Here is an 18,206-nt window from a genome sequence, read left to right as displayed (position 1 = left end):
GCTTCCGATTCTTTGTCACGCGCGAGGGATCGCCTGTGTCCGGAAGGGTCACGCAGGTCAGCCTTTGTCACGCAGGTGCGATCCGATTCCGCGAAAATTGTCACGTGCCCGGCGAATGGCGGCGGAGTTCTTGATCGCGACGGTCCGGTCCCGATACCTTTTGCGAGGCAGGAAAGGAGCGGCCATGCCCCAGCCGGTCATCGCCGTGACGGACCTCGCGAAGCAGTACGGCGAAGTCACCGCGCTCGCCGGGATCAGCCTCACCGTCGCCCGCGGCGCGGTGCTGGCGGTCCTCGGCCACAACGGCGCCGGGAAGACCACCTTGATCGACATCCTCAGCACCCGCGTCCGGCCGAGCGCCGGCACGGCCCGCGTCTGCGGCTACGACGTCGTGCAGCGCGGCCGCGCGGTCCGGCGGCGGATCGGGGTGACCGGGCAGTTCGCCGCGGTCGAGGACACGCTGTCCGGCCGCGGGAACCTCGTGCTGATCGCCCGGCTGCTGGGCGCGAAACCGCGGCAGGCGCTCGCGCGCGCCACCGAACTGATCGCCGCCTTCGGCCTCGAAGACGCGGCCGACCGCCCGGCCGGGACGTATTCCGGCGGGATGCGGCGCCGGCTGGACCTGGCCGCGGGCCTGGTCGGCGCGCCGCAGGTGCTCTTCCTCGACGAGCCGACCACCGGGCTGGACCCGGTGAGCCGGGCCGGGCTGTGGTCGATCGTCGAGGGCCTCGCGGCGCGCGGCACCACGGTCGTGCTCACCACCCAGTACCTCGAGGAAGCGGACCGGCTGGCCGACCACGTCGTCGTCCTCGGCTTCGGGCACATCACGGTGTCGGGGACGCCGGCGCAGCTGAAGGCCCGGCTCGGCACCCGCACCGCGACCTGCACGTTCGGCACCGAGCTGGCGTTGCGGCGCGCGGCGGACGCGTTGACGCGCCTCGGTCTCGCGGCCGGCCGCGCCGGGCTGGTGCTGACGGTGCCGCTGTCCGGCCCGGGCGACATCCCGGTGGTGGTCCGCGCCCTCGACGCGGCGGGCGCGCCCCTGCGCGACCTGACGGTGACCGAGCCGACGCTCGACGACGTCTACCTTTCGCTGCACCGGGCGGCATCGTGACGCAATCCCGCCACCACGCGGCCGTCGCCGCGCTGGCCGATCCGGCGGCGTGGCCGGAATCGGGCTTCTGGACGCAGGTCCGCGTCCTGACGGTTCGATCGCTGCGCACCGCGTTCGGCGACCGCCGGCTGGTCTTCTTCGGCCTGCTGCAGCCGATCGTGCTGCTGTTGCTGTTCAGCCAGGTGTTCAGCGGCGTCGGCGCCCTGCCGGGCGTCGCGGCGTACCAGGGTTACGTGAACTTCCTGGTGCCGGCCACGCTGGTCAACATCGCGATGACGACGGCGATGAGCTCGGGAGCGGGCCTCCTGGCGGAGATCTACGGCGGCTTCACCGGCCGCCTGCGCTGCCTGCCGATCTCGCTGTTCTCGGTCCTGGTGGCCCGAACGCTGGCGGACTCGGCACGGCTGGGCGTTCAGTTGGTGGTGACGGCCCTCGCGAGCGTGGCGTTCCTGGGCTTCCGCCCGGCGGGCGGCGTGGCCGGTTTGGGCTTGGCGTTGGCGCTGACACTGGTGGTCGGCTGGTGCCTGAGCTGGGTGTTCGTGGCGATCACGACGTGGCTGCGCAAGGCGGAGTCGCTGCAGGCGGCATCGTTCGTGGTGATGTTCCCGCTGATGTTCTCGTCGAGCGCGTACATGCCACTGGACACGATGCCGGCGTGGGTCCGCGCGGTTTCGGCGGTGAACCCGCTGACGTACGCGATCGACGCAACGCGGGCGCTGGCTTTGGGCCGCCCGATCGGCTGGTCGGTGTTGACGGCCCTGGTGATCGCCGCGGTGGCCGCGGTGGCGGGCAGCTTCCTGGCCGCCCGCACCTTCCGCGCCCGCAGCTAGGTGTTCTGGCGGAACTGAACGATGACGTGCCGGACCACGAACGGGTTCTCGTTCTGCGCGTGCAGTTCGACCACGTTCCCGCCCCCGCTCTTCAGGTGCGATGCGGGGAACGCCGACACGATCGTGTTGTAGGAGTCAGCCTTGCCCTGCACCAGTTGCGGAAGTGGGTGATCGTTCACGATGATGCGGATGGCACTGAAGCCGTGCGGCGCGTCCTTGTGCACGCTGAAGGTGAGCGTGATGCAAGCATTGTTCCGCTCGACACCGTCGGCCTTGAGGATGTTCCTCGCTCCGGTGGCGAACGGCGGCGACTTCCACTTGCCGCCGACCGACTGCTCGACTTCGTTCCGGTCGATGACGACAAAATCGGCAACTTCAGCCATGATTTCCCTCGATTCTCTTCGCTGGAGTTCTTACCTCTTGCCACTCCACGTCCGGCGGTGATCACAGACCGCCGACGAAGCTCGTGTCCTTGATGCAACCGGAGTACTCTTCCACCGCTTCCGCGTAATCGATCTTTCGCGCGGACAAACCGACTTCGAGCATCTCGAGGCCGGCTCGGGCAGCCTGCGCCCGTCTGACGCGCTCGTCGACGGAGTGGGATTTCAGCGCCTGGGTCGCGATCGTGGCGGTGAGCGAGCAGCACATCGCGGCCGCGCAAAGCAGCCGCCAGGCCGGAGACGACAGCCCCAAGGTCGCCGTCAACCAGTCCGCGACCGGCTTCCCGCCCAGGGCCGGTGCCGCGGTGAGGGTCGTGGCCAACGTTCCCGTGACGCCGTTCAGGTTGAGCAGCCGACGCCGGTGGGACGTGGCTCGCTCCAGGTATGTTTCCAATTTTCCGCGTTTGGCCCGGATCCAGGTGACCAGCACCGTCCGGGGATCCTCGTCACCCGATACTTCCAGTTCGGCAATTGACGACATGGCCTCCTCCTCGTGTTCCCCGTCCGAGGATGCGACGAGCAGAGTGAAGAAGATATTCGCCTCAAGGCGTATTTTTCCGGCCCCGGAGCGTACGATGCTTTCGACGAGGGGGTGGTCACCGATGGCCACGAATCTGTCCGAGCGTGATCTTCGCGCGCTGGTGCAAGTGGCGGAAGCAGGCATGCGCGACGATCCCACCGACGCCATGCCGTGGGCCGCGCTGGAGGCCCTGCTCGCGCTGGTCCCGGGGGATTCACTGGTTTTCAAGGAACTCGACGTCACCGGCAGGCAGGTGCCGGTGTTCCAGACGCTCGCCGACGGCGAACGGCAGCTGGAGTTCGACGGTGCGGGAGACAGCCGGTCGAACGACGGGTTCTGGCAGCTGCGCAGGACGTTCCTGCCATGCGCCTACCCCGACCGCACCGGTGATCTCACCAGCATCACGTTGTGGTCCGACTTCTACTCCACCCGGGAACTGCGAGGCGCTCCGATGTACGCGGAGCTCTACGGCCGTCAGGGCCACCGCTTCAGCCTGCTCGTTTCCCTGCCCGCCCCCTTCGGCCACACCAGGAGGATGCAGATCTGGCGGGACGGCGGACGCGACTTCGACGAGCGCGACCGGCTCGTCCTGCAGTTGCTCAGACCGCACCTGCACGAGATCCACCTCCATGCCCGGCGACGCCGCACGGGCGTCCCCCGGCTCACTCCACGAGAACTGGACGTCCTCCGGCTCGTCGCCGAAGGATTGAGCAACGCCGCCATCGCGCGACGGCTGTTCGTCTCGGTCGGGACCGTGCGCAAGCACATCGAGCACATCTTCGATCGCACCGGCGTCCGCACTCGCGCCAAGGCGGTCGCGCTCGTCCTGCCGCACCTGGTCCTCGATCCGGCAACCGGATGGGACGGCGATCCGGGCCGATGAGTGAATTGCTGACCGAAGCCGACCTGCGTCTGCTCATGTCCGTGGTCGAAGAAGGCCGCCGCGATGAGCCGACCGCCGGGCTGCCGTGGGCGCTTCTCGACCGGCTGGCGCTGCTCATCCCCTGCGAAGCCATCTCCTGTCCCGAATTCGACCTTCCGCACGAGCTGCCGATGCGCGACCAGTGGTGGGAAGGTGGCGACCGGACACTCGAACTCGGCGCGGAGGGCGACGTAGAGGTTACCGAGTACTGGGAGTCGTTACGCAGCTTCGAACCGTGTACGTATCCCGAACGCACCGGGGATTGGCTGACGCCGGTCCGGTGGTCCGACTTCTACACCTGGACGCAGTTGCGCGAAGTTCGGCATTACGCCGACTACCGCCGTGCCGAGGGTTTCCGGTACGGCCTGCACCTCGCGATTCCCGCTCCGGCCGGCATCGTCCGCAAGATCTCCCTGTGGCGCGGGCCCGGCCACGACTTCACCGAACGCGATCGGCTCGTCCTCCAGCTCCTGCGTCCACACCTGTGGGAGATCCACGACGTCCGGCGCCACCCGGCCGGCTTGCCGAAACTGACCAACCGCGAACAGCAGGTTCTGCGTCTCGTGGACGCCGGGCTGGGCAACTCCGAAATCGCGCGTGAGCTGTACATCTCGGTGGCCACCGTGCGCAAGCACCTGGAGCACATCTTCGACCGCACCGGCGTCCGCACCCGCGGGGCGGCCGCCGCCGTCATGCGCGGACGCTGACCGGGACTCCGCGGGGTCAACCCAACGACTCCAGGTGCGTCGCCGCCGCTTCCGCGCCGCCGGCTGCCTCGAACGACTCGCGGATTCGCGCCGCCCCTTCCGCGTACTCCGGGGCCGACTCGATCGCCTTCCCAATATCCGCCGCCTTCGCGCGATCGAACCGCAGCCGCACCCCCGCCGAAGCCGCGACCACCTGCTGGGCCAGCATCGACTGGTCGTCGCGGATCGGGGCGACCACCAACGGCACCCCGGCCGCCAGTGCTTCGCACACCGTGTTGTGGCCGCCGTGGCAGACCACCACCGATGCCCTCGCGAACACCGCCACCTGCGGGATCCGGCGGGCCAACGACACGCTCCCGCTGATCAGCGAGCCGGCGGGATCCACCACCAGCCCCTGCACCGACGGCATCCCGGCCAGCGCGTCCACGCTCTCCGCCAGGAACCGCGCCCCCGCCGAGGCGTTCGACGTCCCCAACGTCACCACGACCAGCGGACGTGAGTCCACGAAGGACCAGTCGTCCGACGGCGAAGGCAGCACCGGCCCGACGAACGCCACCGGCACCGCCAAGCGGGGATCTCCGGCCAAGGCGCGGGTCGTGAACGCCAGCACCAGGTGCGGCGAGAACCGCAGGTCGCCGAGCAGCACCCCGTGGCGAGCGCGCAGCCCGGCCTGCAGCTCGGACACCCAGGACGCGATCTTCGGCAACGACCCCAGCGGGTCGGCCAGCTCGGTGGACGTCGAGGCCGACGTCGCCCACGGCAGACCGCACCGCGCGGCCACCAGCGCCCCCGCCATCGCCTGCTGGTCCGCCACGACCACGTCCGGCGCGAACGACGAGACCGCCGAAGCCACGCCCGGCACCATCGCGTCCGCGAGCGGCACCAGGTATGACTCCCACAGGTACTTCAGCGCCGCGAACCCACGCAGCCCCGGTGGCCGTAGAGACAACGAAAACGGCCGGGAGTCCCCGGCCGGGAAAACCGTACCGGAGACCAAAGTGGACAGAGCAGGCTCGGGGCCGCACCAAGCGACGGTATGGCCCCGCGAAGAGAGCACCTCAGCGACCCCGCGCAACGGCGCCACGTGCCCGGCCAGCGGCGGCACGACCAGCAGGAACCTCACGCCGCGTGCCGCCCGATCCAGCGAAGCACCAGCTCGCGCACCTCCCGGTGCTGCTCCACCAGCACCGAATGCCCCTGCCCCTCGAACACGTGCAGCTCGCCGTTCGGCAGCAACGACGTCAGGGCTTCGAGGTCGTCGGCCTGGTAGCCGTGACTGCCCAGGATGGACAGCACCGGGCAGCCGATCGCCGCCACCTGCTCCCACGTCAGCAACGGCCCGAGCGGGACCTCCTCGGCCATCTTCGTCGACGTGATCCGCTCGGCCGCCATCCGCGCCAGCCGCCGGTGGTGGGCGCTGAAGTTCGCCTCGATCCAGTCGAAGCTCTCCTCCACCTGCAGGAACCGGACGGTGTGCGCGAGGATCGCGCTCATCTTCTCCGCCCACACCTCGGTCGCCGGCTCCGATTCGATGCACACGATGCTGCGGACCCGGGACGGGCAAGCGACGGCGTAGCTGTAGGCCAGCGTGCCGCCGAAGCTGTTGCCCACCAGGTGCACCGGCCGGTCGACGCCGAGCTGCCGCAGCAGGTCGTCGAGGTCGGCGACGAAGTCCCCGAGCGTGTAGCCGCGCTCCGGCCGCTCGGTCTTGCCGTGCCCGCGCAGGTCGTAGCTGATCACGTCGATCCCGGCGGCCGCGACCGGCGGGGCCAGGGTCAGGTAGAAGCTCGCCAGGCTGTCGGTGCCCATGCCGTGCAGGAACACCACGGTTTCGGTGCCGCCGGCGGGCACGAGCTGCACGTTCGTGCGCAGCCCGTTGACGGTCATCGTGGGCACGTGCGCTCCCCCACGAACCGGGCGATGTCGCCGACGGTCAGGCCGATGACGTCGTCGAGGTCCTTCTCCGCCAGGTACTCGGCGAGGTTGACGGCCGGCCCGAAGTGCTCGGCGAGAATGCTCGCGAAGGTCACCAGGTCGATGCTCTCCAGCTGCAGGTCCTCGTGGAACGTCGTGTCGGGCGTGATCTCGACGCCGAGGACTTCGGTGTCGCCGACGAGCTCGGCGAGCAGCTCGGCGACGACGTCGAACGTGGTGGACGCGATGGTCATTTCGTGCTCCTGACGTGGGCGATGGCGGTGTCGCCGTCCAGCTCGACCGGGACGGCGAAGCGCGGCAGGTCCCGGTGCCGTCCGGACACCGTGCCGTCGTCGTGGACGCGGATTTCCGCCGGGTAGACGGGTTCGCCGAGCCGGGCGCGGACGGCGTCCTTGACGGCGATCCGCCGCAGCAGCCAGCCGCGTTGCTGCCGCGGCGGGACGGCGGCGAACTCGGCGCGTTCGGACGCGCTGAGGTAGATCCCGGCGTAGATGTCCCGCGCGGCGACTGTCGGCCAGCGGTCGGTGACGGCCACCGAGCCGTCGTCTCGCCGTTCGGCCAGCAGGTGCTCCGCCGGGAACGCGTAGACGCGGTGGGCGGCGCGGTCGCACGGGAACCGGACGTCCCGCCAGCCTTCGATGCTCGCCAAAACGTCACCGTCGCCGACCAGCTGGGCGTCCATCTCGAGGACGTCCGGCCGGGGCAGCCGGACCCGCACCAGGCACTCGAGCCGCGTTCCGGGCGCCGGTTCGGGGCCGTGCCAGGTCAGCCGGCCGATCGAGCGCGGGAAGGCCAGGAGGTCGTCGGCCCGGGTGGCCATCAGCCAGCAGCCGAGCAGCTGGCCGACGTTGTCGAGCAGCCCGCCGGGGGCGTCCGGGACGACCAGTTCGCCGCGGATGTGCTGCTCGCCGAGGCCTATCAGCCGGGCCAGGCCCTGGTACGCGGGGCCGTGGAACATCTCGCGCCGCGCGTAGATTTCGGCCGCGGACAGCGGCGGCGCGGTCTCCGGCCCGGGCACCCCAGCCCGTGACGGCGGTGGCGAGAAGGTCCCCAGTTCGACGGTCATCAGCGCGTACGGCCCGATTTCGACGGTCACGTGATCGCCCTCGCGGCTCATCGACAGCGGCACCTGCTGTGCCGGGGCGGCGATGAGCCAGCGGGAGAACACCGCGTCCCGCACCGCGACCGCCGTCGCCCCCGGCCAGGTGCGCTCGACGGACCGGCAGGCGAGGTCGACCAGGGTCGTCGCGGGGACCACCGGGCGGAAGTCCGACTCGTCGGGCCAGCCGTCGCGCTGCCGGAAGAACCGGTGGTCACGCAGGTACGGCATGGCCGTCAAGGACACGTCCACAGTGGACTCGACGCGGCGCCGGGCGGCCGCGACGACGTCCGCCGCGGCCTGGCGGGTTTCGGTGAGCAGCGCGGTGAACTCGGCGACGATCGGGTCCGGCACCCCGGCCGGCAGGCCCGGCTCGTCCAGCAGGCCGCGCGCCGCCTTCCCCAGCGAAAGCAGGGAGTTCCCGGTGGTGAGCCGGATCCGCCGCGGTTCCAGCGCCGCGAAGTCCGGGTCGCCGCCCTCGGTCCACAACGCGGTGGTGAGCCGCCGGAGCTGCGCGAGTCCGGGCCGCGTGCCGGACGCGGCCGCGACGACCAGGTGCCGCCGCTCGCCCAGCGTGTCGGCGACGAACGAGCCGAGCTGACCGGCGCCGACCGGCACGAACACCCGGAACCCGGCGTCGTGCAGCGCCTCGGTCAGCTCCCGGAACCGGACCGGGCGCAGCAGGTGGTCCAGGTAGAGCCGGCGGACGTCGGCCGGGTCCGCCGGGTACGGCCGCGCGGTCGTCGCCGACCAGACCGGCAGCGCCGGCGCGCGCAGGTCCAGGCCCGCGACGAGCTGGGCGAAGGGCGCGAGGTGCGGTTCCATCAGCGGGGTGTGGAACCCGGAGCGGAACGGCAGGGTCGTGGCCACGATCCCCGCGCCCCGGCACGTCGCCGCGAAGTCCGCGACGGCGTCCGGCGGCCCGCACACGATCGTCTGCCTCGCCGCGTTTTCGTGAGAGACGACCAGGTCGGCGGGCAGCAGCTCGGCCACGCGGGCCGCCGAGGCGCCCAGCACGAGGTAGTCCGCCTCCGGCAGCTCGAAGCCGTCCGGCCAGTAGCGCGCCACCGCGTCCGGCGCCGCGGTGTACATCCCGGCGGCCTGCATCGCCGTCCACTCCCCGACGCTGTGCCCGGCGAGCGCGTCCGGCCGGATCCGCAGCCGCCGCAGAACGTCGTCGAGCAGCAGCCCGGCCGCCGACACGCTCGCCGCGCGGTCGAGCACGCTCGCCGTCGACCACGGGGGACGGTCGAGTCCGAAGTGCTTCGCCACGTCGTCGAGCCGCGGTTCGCCGCCCGCTTCCAGTCCCGGGTGGACGAACGCGGTCTTCCCGCCGGGCAGCAGGGGATCGACGCTGCACCAGACGTCACCGGCACCGTGCCACGACCGGCCCTCGGCCGCCACCTTGGCGATCACCCGCCGGGCCGTGGCCCGCTTGCGCTCGTCGGGGCCGACGATCCCGAGCCGGCACGGGCCGTCCCCCGGACCGGGCGTGTCGAGCTGGTCCAGGAGTTCCTCCGGCGTCCGCGCGGCCAGGCGCAGCACACGTTCCGGTTCGTCGACCCGCACCCGCCGCTTCGGGGCCGGATCCCCGGCTTCGAGCACGACGTGGGCGTTCACGCCGCCGAAGCCGAACGCGTTGACCGCGGCCACCCGCGGCAGCGCGCCCCACGGCTCGGCCTCGGCCAGCACCCGGAACCGGGTCTTGTCGAGCAGCGGGTTCGGGTCGGCGCAGTGCAGCGTCGGCGGCAGGACGCCGTGGTGCAGGGCGAGGGCCACCTTGACCAGCCCGGCGACCCCGGCGGTCGGCAGCGTGTGCCCGATCATCGACTTCACCGAGCCGATCACCGCGCGGGGCCCGGCCGCCGGGCCGAAGACATCGGCGACCGTGGTCAGCTCGGCGGCGTCCCCGGCGGGGGTCGCGGTGCCGTGCGCTTCCAGCAGGCCGATTTCCGCGGGATCGCGGCCCGCCCAGGCGCGGCGCAGGGCGAGGGTCTGGCCGGCGACGGACGGGCTGAGCAGGCTCGCGCCCCGCCCGTCGCTCGACGTGCCGCAGCCGCGGATCACGGCGTACACGCGGTCGCCGTCGCGGCGGGCGTCGGCCAGCCGCTTGAGCACGACGATCGCGGTGCCCTCACCGATGAGCATGCCGTCCGCGTCGCGGGACAGCGGGCTGATCCGCTGGCTCGGCGACAGCGCGCCGAGCTGGGTGAACAGCGACCACAGCGTGTCGTCCTGCGTCTGGTGCGCGCCACCGGCGAGCACGACGTCACAGCGGCCGCGGGCCAGCTCGCCGATCGCCTGGTCGACGGCGACCAGCGAAGACGCGCAGGCGGCGTCGACGGTGTACGCCGGGCCGCCGAGGTCCAGCCGGTTCGCCACCCGCGCGGCGGCGAGGTTCGGCACCAGCCCGGCGGCGGTCTCGGGCCGGAACTCGCCGAGCGGTTCCAGCAGCGCCGTCCGCAACCGTTCGAGGACGGCCGGACCGGCCGACGGCATCAGCTCGCCGACCGTGCGGGTGATCTGCCGGACGGTGCGGACGCGCTGGTCGAAGCCCTGCAACCCGGGCGAGAGGTAGCCGCCGCGGCCGAGCACGACGCCGATCCGCTCGGGGTCGCCGAGCCGGCCGAGGCCACCGGCGTCCGCGACCGCGCCGACGGCGACGGCCAGCGCCGTCAGCTGGTCCGGCTCGGTGCCGTCGAGGGACGTCGGCGGGACACCGTGGGCGACCGGATCGAAGTCGAGGGTGTCCGCGGTGAAGCCGCCACGCCGGCCGTGGGTGCGGTCCGGCGCGGCGCCGTCGCGGCCGTGGAACTCCGGGTCCCGCCGGTGCGGCGGGACATCGGTGACGGCGTCGGTGCCGTCAATGAGGTTCCGCCAATATTGGTCCACTGTGGACGCGCCGGGCAGGAACACGCCCATGCCGACGATCGCGACCGGGGTCACCACAGCGACGCCGTGTACAGCACCGCACGGTCCGTGCCGTAGGCGAGTTCGCGCAGCAGGGCCGCGGTGGCATCCCCCGGGTCGAGCAGGGCGACGTCCCGGCGTTCGTACTCGCGGGCCAGCTCCGGCGAGACCATGCCGCCGTGGTCCTGCTCCGGCGCCCACGGTCCCCAGTGGACGGTCACCGCGCGTCCCGGCCAAGCCGTCCCGAGTGTTTCCAGCGCGTCGTTCGCGGCGGCGTAGTCGGTCTGGCCGCGGTTGCCGAGCACGGCGGCGATGCTGCCGAAGAAGGCGACGAACCCGGGTTCGGCCTCGAGCGCTTCGAGCAGGGCGCGTGCACCGTCCACTTTGATGTCGAAGACGGTCCGGAACGATGATTCGTCCTTGTCCGCCATCAGCTTGTCGTCGATCACCCCGGCGGCGAAGACGACGCCGTCGACCCGGCCACCCAGGTCCTTGACCAGCCGGTGGACCGCGTCCGCGTCACGGACGTCGAGCGCGTGGTAGGCCGGGACACCGCCGGCGGCGCGGATCTGGTCGAGCGTCCGCCCGATCTCGCGCTGGGCCAGCACGGTCCGCACCCGGCGTTCGATGCCGGCCACCGAGCCCCCGCGGCCGGCGAGCACCGCCCGCATCGCGGCCGGGTCGGCGGGCAGGTCGTCCGGTTCGCCGGGCCACGGCGTGCGCCCGGCCAGCTCGATCCGGGCCCCGGAGGCGGCGAAGGCGACCGCCGCGTGGGCGGTGATCCCCCGGGCCCCGCCGATCAGCAGCACGACGGAGTCCGGGCCCAGGCCCAGCGCGGCGAGTTCGCCGCTGACCGGACCGGCGCCGGAGTAGGCGATCGACGGCAGGTCCGCCGGCCGCGGCTCGACGGTGAACCGGCCGGCGTTGTCGTGCCCGACGACCGCGGGACCGTCGCTGAGGGCCTCGTCCACCAGCGTTTTCGCCACGTCCTGCGTGACCTCGACGAGCCGCGTGACCCCCTCGCGTTCCAGCGCGGCCGACCGGACCAGGCCCCTCAGCCCGGGGACCGTGTCCGGCTCCGCCGCCACGAAAACGTCCCCGCGCAGCGCCTTGAGCCGGGTGAACACCTCGGTGAGGTCGCGGGCGAACAGCACGGTGAGGTCCGCGTCCCCGGTGACGACCTCCGCCCCGGCCGCGGCGAAAGCGGCCCGCACGGCGTCGTCCGGCGCGGCCACGGTCTTCCCGCGCAACCGCCCGGGATCCGGGTCGAGCGGCACCGGCACCCGCTCGAGCCGGTACCGGGTGGGCGCTTCCGTGGCCGGTGTGGGGTTCAGCCAGCTTTCCAGGTGTGCCGTCAGCGCGTCCGCCGTGCGGTCGCGGCTGAGCTGGTCGGTGCGGTCGTCGGCGGGCAGACCGAGGCGCGACAGCAGCGTGCCGGCGATTTCGGTCCGCTTGATCGAGTCGATCGAGAGGTCGGCTTCGAGGTCGAGGTCACCGGCGATCATCTCGGCCGGGTAGCCGGTGCGCTCGCTGATCACGCCGATCACCGTGCCGAGGACGTCGGCCGGGACTTCGGGTTCTGGCTGCGGCTCTTCGATCCGCGGCTCCTCGAGCACCACCGGCACCGGGGCGGGCACCGGCCCGGGCGCGGGTGCGCTGCCGAGGTAGCCGAGCATGACTTCCCGCTGGGCGGCGACGAGCTCACGGGTGGTGCGCAGGAAGTCCACGATCGCCTGGTCGCGGCCGGGCGCGGGCTGGGTCATGGCGGTACTCCGGATTCGTCGGGCCGGGGGCAGGGCGGGGACGGCGGAGCCGGGCGCGCGGACGGACCGCCCGTCCACGGCCCAGGCGGTCGGGGACGGTTCGGGGGGCTTCGGCCTGGCCAGCCGTTCGGTCCGGATGTCGACCCCGGCTTCGGCCAGTGCGGTGAGCGCGGCCAGGAAGCCGGTGAGGTCGGGCCCGCAGGCGACGACGGTGTGCGGCCGGTCGCCGAGGATGTCCTTGACCAGCCGCGTCAGGACCCGCCCAGGCCCGGCTTCGACGAAGATGCGCGCCCCGGCCGCGTACATGGCCTCGATCTGGTCGAGGAACCGCACGGGGGCACCGATCTGCGCGGCCAGTTCACCGCGCACGTCGTCTTGGTACGGCTGGGCGGTCCGGTTGGCCCACACGGGCTTCCGCGGAGTCCCGATCGCCGCTTCGCTCAGTGCCCGGGCGAAAACCTCGCCCGCACCGGCGACCAGCGGACTGTGGAAGGCACAGGCGACGGGGATCCGCTGGGCGGAGACGCCGACCTCCTCGAGCCGCCGGATGGCCCGTTCGACCGCGGCGACGGGTCCGGAGAGGACGGCCTGCTCGGGCGCGTTGTGGTTGGCGACGACGACGTCCGGGCCGATCAGCGTGGCCGTGAGCGCGTCGCGGTTCGCCTTGACGGCGGCCATCGTCCCGGGCCGGGCGACCTGGGCGATGGCTTGCGCACGGGCCCGGCTGAGGCGCAGGAGGGTCGCGGTGTCGAAGGCCCCGGCGACGGAGAGGGCGACGAGTTCGCCGTAGCTGTGCCCGGCCAGGAAGTCGGGATGGACGTCGAGCTGGCCGAGAAGCTTCACGACGGCGGTTTCGACGAGCCCGAGCGCGGGCTGCGCGACCCGGGTGTCGGTGAGGGCGCTTTCTCGAGCGTCGGCGGCCTCGGCGGTGAAGGCTCGGGGCGGGAAGGCCGTCGCGGCGACGTCGGGCGCGAGGCGGAGGAGTTCGGCGAGCTCGGGGAAGTGGACGAAGAGCTCGGCGAGCATGCCGGTGCGCTGGCTGCCCTGGCCGGGGAAGAGAAAGGCGATCTTGCCGGGATCGCCGGCCGCGTCGCGCCGCCGCGCCACCGCGCGTTCCAACTCGGCCAACGCCTTCTCGGCCGCCGGTGCCCAGTCCCGCAAGCCGTGCCGGCGATCCGGAGCCACCGGCGCCGCCCCCAGGACGGCGTGGAAGTTCGTCCCCCCGAAGCCGAACGCGCTCACCCCCGCCAGCCGGGCCGGGTGCGCCCACGGCCGGGCCGCCGTCGTGAACGTGAACGGGCTCGCCGCCGGGTCCCAGGCGTCGTTCGGCCTGGTCAGCTGCAACGTCGGCGGGACCACCTCGTGCCACAGCGCCAGCGCCGCCTTGATCAGCCCCGCCAAGCCCGCCGCGCACTTCGTGTGGCCGATCTGGCTCTTCACCGACCCCAGCACGCACGAACCCGCTTCCGCGCCCGCCTCCGCGAAGAACGCCGTCAGCGTGCGCAGCTCGGTGGCGTCGCCCACCACCGTTCCCGTGCCGTGGGCCTCGACCAGCCCCACGTCCACAGGGGACACTCCCGCGTCCCGGTACGCCCGCTCCAGCGCCCGGCGCTGCCCCTCCGGCCGCGGCGCCGTCAAGCCGAGCGCCTTGCCGTCGCTGGCCGCGCCGACGCCCTTGACCAGCGCGTAGATCCGGTCGCCGTCGCGCTCGGCGTCGGACCGGCGCTTCAGCACCAGGCACGCCACGCCCTCACCCAGCGCGATGCCGTCGGCCGCCGCGTCGAACGGACGGCAGCGGCCCGTCGGGGACAGCGCGCCGGCCGACGTGAACATCAGGTAGTCGTGGATGCCGTTGTGCAGGTCGACCGCACCGCACAGGACGAGCGAGCTCGTGCCCGCGCGCAGTTCCTTCACCGCGAGGTCGAGCGCGGCCAGCGACGAGCCGCACGCCGCGTCCACCGTGTAGTTCGCGCCGCCGAGGTCGAGGCGGTTCGCGATCCGGCCGGAGATGACGTTGGCGAGCGTGCCCGGGAACGTGTCCTCGGTCGGCTCGGGCAGCTGGGCGAGCAGCTCGGGTGGCACTTCGTCGAGGTAGCCGTCGAGCAGGGACCGCAGGGTGCCCGCGTTCGCCAGGTCGCCGCCGGCCTCCGCGCCGAACACCACGCTCGTGTGCTCGCGGTCGAAGTCCCGGTTCGCGTAGCCGGCGTCGGCCAGCGCGCGGCGCGCCGTCTCCAGGGACACCAGCTGCGCCGGGTCGATGCTGCCCATCGCCGACGGCGGGATGCCGAACTCCAGGGGGTCGACGTCCAGCGGGGGCAGGAAGCCGCCCCACTTCGACGTCGACTGTCCGAAGTAGACGCCCGGGTCCCAGCGCTCGCGGGGGACCTCGGTGACGGCGTCGTCGCCGCGGAGGATGGCCGACCAGAACGCCGGCAGGTCGGGCGCGCCGGGGAAGGTGCAGGCCATGCCGATGATCGCGAGGTCACCGGAGTCCGGCACCGGTTCTTCCGGGCGGACGAACGCCTTCTCGGCGGTGACCTCGCGGTGCAGCTCGGCGATGGTCGTCCGGCGGTCGCGCAGGACGGCCACCTCGCCCGCCATGAACATCCCCTCGGCCAGCTGGGTGGCCGTGTCCAGGGCCTCGCCGTCGCGGCGGACGCCCTTGCTGGCGACGCGCAGCCGTCCGGTGTTCAGCTCCTCCAGTCGTTGCCACGCTTCGGGCGTGTCCCCCAGACCGGCCTTGACCTGCGCGAATTCCGCCGTGTACGGGCTGGGCAGGCAGCGCGTGCGGTGGCCCGGCGCGGTTTCCAGCGTGACGGTCGTGTCCGCGGCGAGCGCGCGGTCCTGGAACAGGCCGGTGATCGCGCCGTGCGCTACGGCTTCTTCGGTGAACAGGTAGGCGGTGCCCATCAGGACGCCGGCGGCGTCGAGCGGCTCGGCCATCGCGGCGACCATGGCGGCCGAACGGGCGTCGTGGATCCCGCCCGCGAAGAGCACCTCGACGTCCTTCGCGGCGCCGAGGACGGCCAGTTGCTCCTCCCACAGCTCGAAACTCGCCTTCGGGCCGACGTGCCCGCCGCACTCGGCGCCCTCGAAGACGAACCGGCGGATCCCGGCGTCGAGGTACTGGCGGAGCAGGACCGGCGAGGGCACGTGCAGGAACGTCGCGATCCCCTCGGCTTCCAGGGCTTTGGCCTGCCCCGGTTTCCCGCCCGCGACCAGCACGCACCGCGGCCGCGCCGCGCGGATCGCGGCGAGCTGGGCGACGCGCAGGTCGTCGGGGACGAAGCCGAGGATGCCCGCGCCCCACGGCCGGTCGCCGAGGCGCTCGGCGGTCCGGGCGAGCAGCTCGGTGGTGCGCGTGCCGTTCGCCGTGGCCACCGCGACGAACGGGAACCCGCCCGCGTCGGCGACCGCGGCCGCGAAGCCCGGCTGGTCGCTCACCCGCGTCATCGGGCCCTGCACGACCGGTAGCGCACTGCCCAGGGTCGCGCACAGCCGCGTGCCGAACCCGGCCGCGGGCACCTTCGCGCCGACGATCCGTCCGACGTCCACAGTGGATTCGACGACGACGCCCGCCGCGCCTCCGGCGAGCGCACCCACCGCCGTCCGAGGCCCGGCCACGCGGCCCCAGACCGGGACGTCGAAGGTGTTCAGGAGCTGTTGCAGCAGAACGAAGTCACTCAGGTCACCACCTCGGGCGACGAGTCCCAGCGCGCCGCCGCGAACGGCTTCGGCGGCCGTGGCGACGTCCGCGACCTCGGCGAGTGCCCCGGTCCACGGCGCTTTCGTGCGGACGGCGAAGGCCGCACCCGCGGGCACCGGGCCGTCCGTCCGCACCGCGTACGGCACCCGGACCCGGGCCGCGACCAGCCGCAGGTCCGCGGGATCGGCGCCGTCGAGGACGCCGAGGCCGCCGCCGCGCGCGACCGCGGCGACCACGTCGGGATCGCCGACTCCCAGGCACCGCAGCCGACGAGCGTGCGACGGCGGGACGAGCTCGGCCATCGGCGGACCTCCTGTGCGCGGGGCGTTGCGATCTTCAGGAATAACGCACGAGGCACCGGAAACGCAATACTCGTGCTAACGTGCAAAACCGTGGAACAAGGCAGGATCATGGCCCTGAGCAGCACTTTTATCACCCGCATCGCAACCCGGAAATACATTTCCCGCACGCACGTGACAATTCGAAGCTGAAATATCTGGAGCTCGCGTGGAACTGACTGGACGCGTGGTCGCGCTGACCGGCGCGGCACACGGAATCGGGGCCGCCATGGCCCGCCGCTTCGCCGCAGAAGGCGCGGCCGGGGTGGTCGTGTCCGACGTGGACGCCGCCGGCGCCGCCCGGGTGGCGGCCGAGATCACCGCCGCGGGCGGCCGGGCCGTCGGGGTGGCCGCCGACGCTACGTCCAAACAGGACCTGAAGGCGCTGGTCGCGACGGCCCGGGCGGAGTTCGGTCACCTCGACGTGTTCTGCGCCAACGCGGGCGCCGCGTTCGGCACCGGCGTGCACGCGGCCGACGAGCAGTGGCAGCGGTCGTGGGAGATCAACGTCATGCAGCACGTCCACGCCGCGCAGGTGGTGCTGCCCGCGATGCTGGCCCGCGGCGAAGGGTATCTGCTGATCACTGCGTCGGGCGCCGGTCTGCTCGGCATCCCGGGTGACGCGCCCTACTCGGTGACCAAGCACGCGGCCGTCGGCCTCGCCGAGTGGCTGGCGATCACCTACCGGCCGCGCGGGGTGCGGGTCAGCGCGCTGTGCCCGCTCGGCGTCCGGACGGCGCTGCTCGAGCCCGGTATCGCCGCCGGCCACCCGGCCGCGCTGGCCATCGCCGCGGCGGCCCCGCTGATCGACCCCGAAGACGTCGCCGAGGCGGTCGTGCGCGGCCTCGGCGAGGAGGAATTCCTGATCCTGCCGCACGAATCGGTGCGGGAGTCCTTCGCGCGCAAGGCCGGCGCGGTCGACGCGTGGATCGACGAGATGGCCGTGGGAGGCTGACGTGGAGTACCGCAGGGTCGGCGCGAGCGGGCTCGCCGTCAGCGAGATCGCCTACGGCAACTGGCTGACGCACAGCGCGCCCGGCTGCGTCGCGGCGGCGCTGGACGCGGGCATCACGACGTTCCACACCGCGGCGGCCTGGGACGGCGGCGCCGCCGAAGCCGCATTCGGGGCGGCGTTCGCCGGGGTGCGCCGCGAAGACCTGGTGCTGTGCACCGGCGTGTTCTGGCCGGAAGGGCCGGGCCCCAACGACGCGGGGTTGAGCCGCAAGCACGTGATCGCGTCCCTGGAGGGCTCGCTGCGGCGGCTGCGCACCGACTACGTCGACGTCTACCAGCTGCTGCGCTTCGACTACCGCACGCCGGTCGCCGAGACGTTCCTCGCGCTGTCGGACCTGGTGCGGCAGGGGAAGATCCGCTACGTGGGCACGTCGGAATGGACCGCCGAGCAGCTGCTCCAGGCCCACGAAGCCGCCACGCGGTACGACGTGCCGTTGATCGCCAACCAGCCGCACTACTCGATGCTGTGGCGGGTGCCCGAGGCCCAGGTGATGCCGGTGGGCGCACGGATCGGCGTCGGGCAGTTCGCTTCGGTGCCGCTCGCGCAGGGCGTGCTGACCGGCAAGTACCGGAACGGGCGGATCCCGGCGGGCTCACGCGGGGCCGGGCCGTCGTACGCGCGGCCGTTGCTGATGCCGGAGCTGCTGGAGCGCGTGGAGCTCCTGCGCGGCGTCGCGGACGACGCCGGCCTGACGATGGCCCAGCTCGCGCTGGCGTGGACGTTGCAGCACGAGACGGTCGCCGCGGCGGTCGCCGGCGCGAGCACGCCGGAGCAGGTCACGGAGAACGCCAAGGCCGCAGGCGTCCGGCTCGACCTCGACGTGCTGACCCGGATCGACCAGCTGCTCGGCAGCTTCGTCCAGACCGACCCGCGGCTGGTGTGGTCGCCGCCGGCCCAGCTGACCTGA

The 18,206-nt window shown here is 72.7% G+C and carries 13 protein-coding genes; 6 read left to right on the top strand and 7 right to left on the bottom strand.

Going from position 1 to position 18,206, the window contains the following annotated elements; translation table 11 throughout:
- The first annotated feature begins 184 nt into the window (after positions 1-184).
- Entirely contained in the window at positions 185-1,114 is a 930-nt protein-coding gene (locus ACWDN5_RS02460; protein WP_449673947.1) for an ATP-binding cassette domain-containing protein, read from the top strand.
- Positions 1,111-1,944, top strand: a complete 834-nt coding sequence (locus ACWDN5_RS02455; protein ID WP_449673946.1) for an ABC transporter permease — start codon at positions 1,111-1,113, stop codon at positions 1,942-1,944. Before ACWDN5_RS02460 ends, ACWDN5_RS02455 begins: the two co-directional genes overlap by 4 nt.
- Here ACWDN5_RS02455 and ACWDN5_RS02450 read toward each other — a convergent pair.
- A complete protein-coding gene (locus tag ACWDN5_RS02450) occupies positions 1,941-2,327 on the bottom strand; it encodes a hypothetical protein (RefSeq protein WP_449673945.1) in 387 nt (128 codons plus the stop codon). The two genes, ACWDN5_RS02455 and ACWDN5_RS02450, sit on opposite strands and share 4 nt — an antisense overlap.
- Before the next feature lie 61 nt (positions 2,328-2,388).
- Positions 2,389-2,994: a hypothetical protein gene (locus tag ACWDN5_RS02445; protein ID WP_449673944.1), complete on the bottom strand. Its 606-nt coding sequence runs from the start codon at positions 2,992-2,994 to the stop codon at positions 2,389-2,391.
- Here ACWDN5_RS02445 and ACWDN5_RS02440 point away from each other — a divergent pair.
- Both ACWDN5_RS02440 and ACWDN5_RS02435 read left to right on the top strand, forming a co-directional pair.
- Positions 2,987-3,787, top strand: a complete 801-nt coding sequence (locus ACWDN5_RS02440) for a response regulator transcription factor (RefSeq protein ID WP_449673943.1) — start codon at positions 2,987-2,989, stop codon at positions 3,785-3,787. The genes ACWDN5_RS02445 and ACWDN5_RS02440 overlap by 8 nt on opposite strands.
- The gene (locus ACWDN5_RS02435; RefSeq protein WP_449673942.1) at positions 3,784-4,533 is read left to right on the top strand and encodes a response regulator transcription factor; all 750 of its coding nucleotides are present in this window, start codon (positions 3,784-3,786) and stop codon (positions 4,531-4,533) included. The genes ACWDN5_RS02440 and ACWDN5_RS02435 overlap by 4 nt, the downstream gene beginning before the upstream one ends.
- A gap of 16 nt (positions 4,534-4,549) precedes the next feature.
- On the opposite strand, the gene ACWDN5_RS02430 is transcribed toward ACWDN5_RS02435, so the two are convergent.
- The 5 genes from ACWDN5_RS02430 to ACWDN5_RS02410 are packed head-to-tail and all read right to left on the bottom strand — an operon-like array spanning position 4,550 to position 16,248.
- A complete protein-coding gene (locus ACWDN5_RS02430) occupies positions 4,550-5,656 on the bottom strand; it encodes a glycosyltransferase (protein WP_449673941.1) in 1,107 nt (368 codons plus the stop codon).
- Complete coding sequence (locus ACWDN5_RS02425) at positions 5,653-6,429, bottom strand: alpha/beta fold hydrolase (protein ID WP_310967216.1); 777 nt, start codon at positions 6,427-6,429, stop codon at positions 5,653-5,655. The genes ACWDN5_RS02430 and ACWDN5_RS02425 overlap by 4 nt, the downstream gene beginning before the upstream one ends.
- Positions 6,417-6,701: a phosphopantetheine-binding protein gene (locus ACWDN5_RS02420; RefSeq protein ID WP_449673940.1), complete on the bottom strand. Its 285-nt coding sequence runs from the start codon at positions 6,699-6,701 to the stop codon at positions 6,417-6,419. Before ACWDN5_RS02420 ends, ACWDN5_RS02425 begins: the two co-directional genes overlap by 13 nt.
- Positions 6,698-10,489, bottom strand: a complete 3,792-nt coding sequence (locus tag ACWDN5_RS02415; RefSeq protein ID WP_449674014.1) for a beta-ketoacyl synthase N-terminal-like domain-containing protein — start codon at positions 10,487-10,489, stop codon at positions 6,698-6,700. Before ACWDN5_RS02415 ends, ACWDN5_RS02420 begins: the two co-directional genes overlap by 4 nt.
- A gap of 20 nt (positions 10,490-10,509) precedes the next feature.
- A complete protein-coding gene (locus ACWDN5_RS02410; protein ID WP_449673939.1) occupies positions 10,510-16,248 on the bottom strand; it encodes an SDR family NAD(P)-dependent oxidoreductase in 5,739 nt (1,912 codons plus the stop codon).
- 205 nt (positions 16,249-16,453) lie between these two features.
- On the opposite strand from ACWDN5_RS02410, the gene ACWDN5_RS02405 reads away from it, so the two are divergent.
- The gene (locus tag ACWDN5_RS02405) at positions 16,454-17,239 is read left to right on the top strand and encodes an SDR family oxidoreductase (protein ID WP_449673938.1); all 786 of its coding nucleotides are present in this window, start codon (positions 16,454-16,456) and stop codon (positions 17,237-17,239) included.
- A 1-nt stretch (position 17,240) separates the two neighbouring features.
- Entirely contained in the window at positions 17,241-18,206 is a 966-nt protein-coding gene (locus ACWDN5_RS02400; RefSeq protein WP_449673937.1) for an aldo/keto reductase, read from the top strand.

The organism is Amycolatopsis sp. NPDC003731 (assembly GCF_053586895.1).
Note: the sequence above shows the minus strand (reverse complement) of the source record. Positions and strands in the feature narration are given on the sequence as shown.

What these genes read in the sequence shown, in the direction of transcription:
- ACWDN5_RS02460 (WP_449673947.1), top strand. Translation starts at nt 185, where the DNA reads ATGCCCCAGCCGGTCATCGCCGTGACGGACCTCGCGAAGCAGTACGGC.
- ACWDN5_RS02450 (WP_449673945.1), bottom strand. Translation starts at nt 2,327, where the DNA reads ATGGCTGAAGTTGCCGATTTTGTCGTCATCGACCGGAACGAAGTCGAG.
- ACWDN5_RS02440 (WP_449673943.1), top strand. Translation starts at nt 2,987, where the DNA reads ATGGCCACGAATCTGTCCGAGCGTGATCTTCGCGCGCTGGTGCAAGTG.
- ACWDN5_RS02435 (WP_449673942.1), top strand. Translation starts at nt 3,784, where the DNA reads ATGAGTGAATTGCTGACCGAAGCCGACCTGCGTCTGCTCATGTCCGTG.
- ACWDN5_RS02420 (WP_449673940.1), bottom strand. Translation starts at nt 6,701, where the DNA reads ATGACCATCGCGTCCACCACGTTCGACGTCGTCGCCGAGCTGCTCGCC.
- ACWDN5_RS02415 (WP_449674014.1), bottom strand. Translation starts at nt 10,489, where the DNA reads ATGGGCGTGTTCCTGCCCGGCGCGTCCACAGTGGACCAATATTGGCGG.
- ACWDN5_RS02410 (WP_449673939.1), bottom strand. Translation starts at nt 16,248, where the DNA reads ATGGCCGAGCTCGTCCCGCCGTCGCACGCTCGTCGGCTGCGGTGCCTG.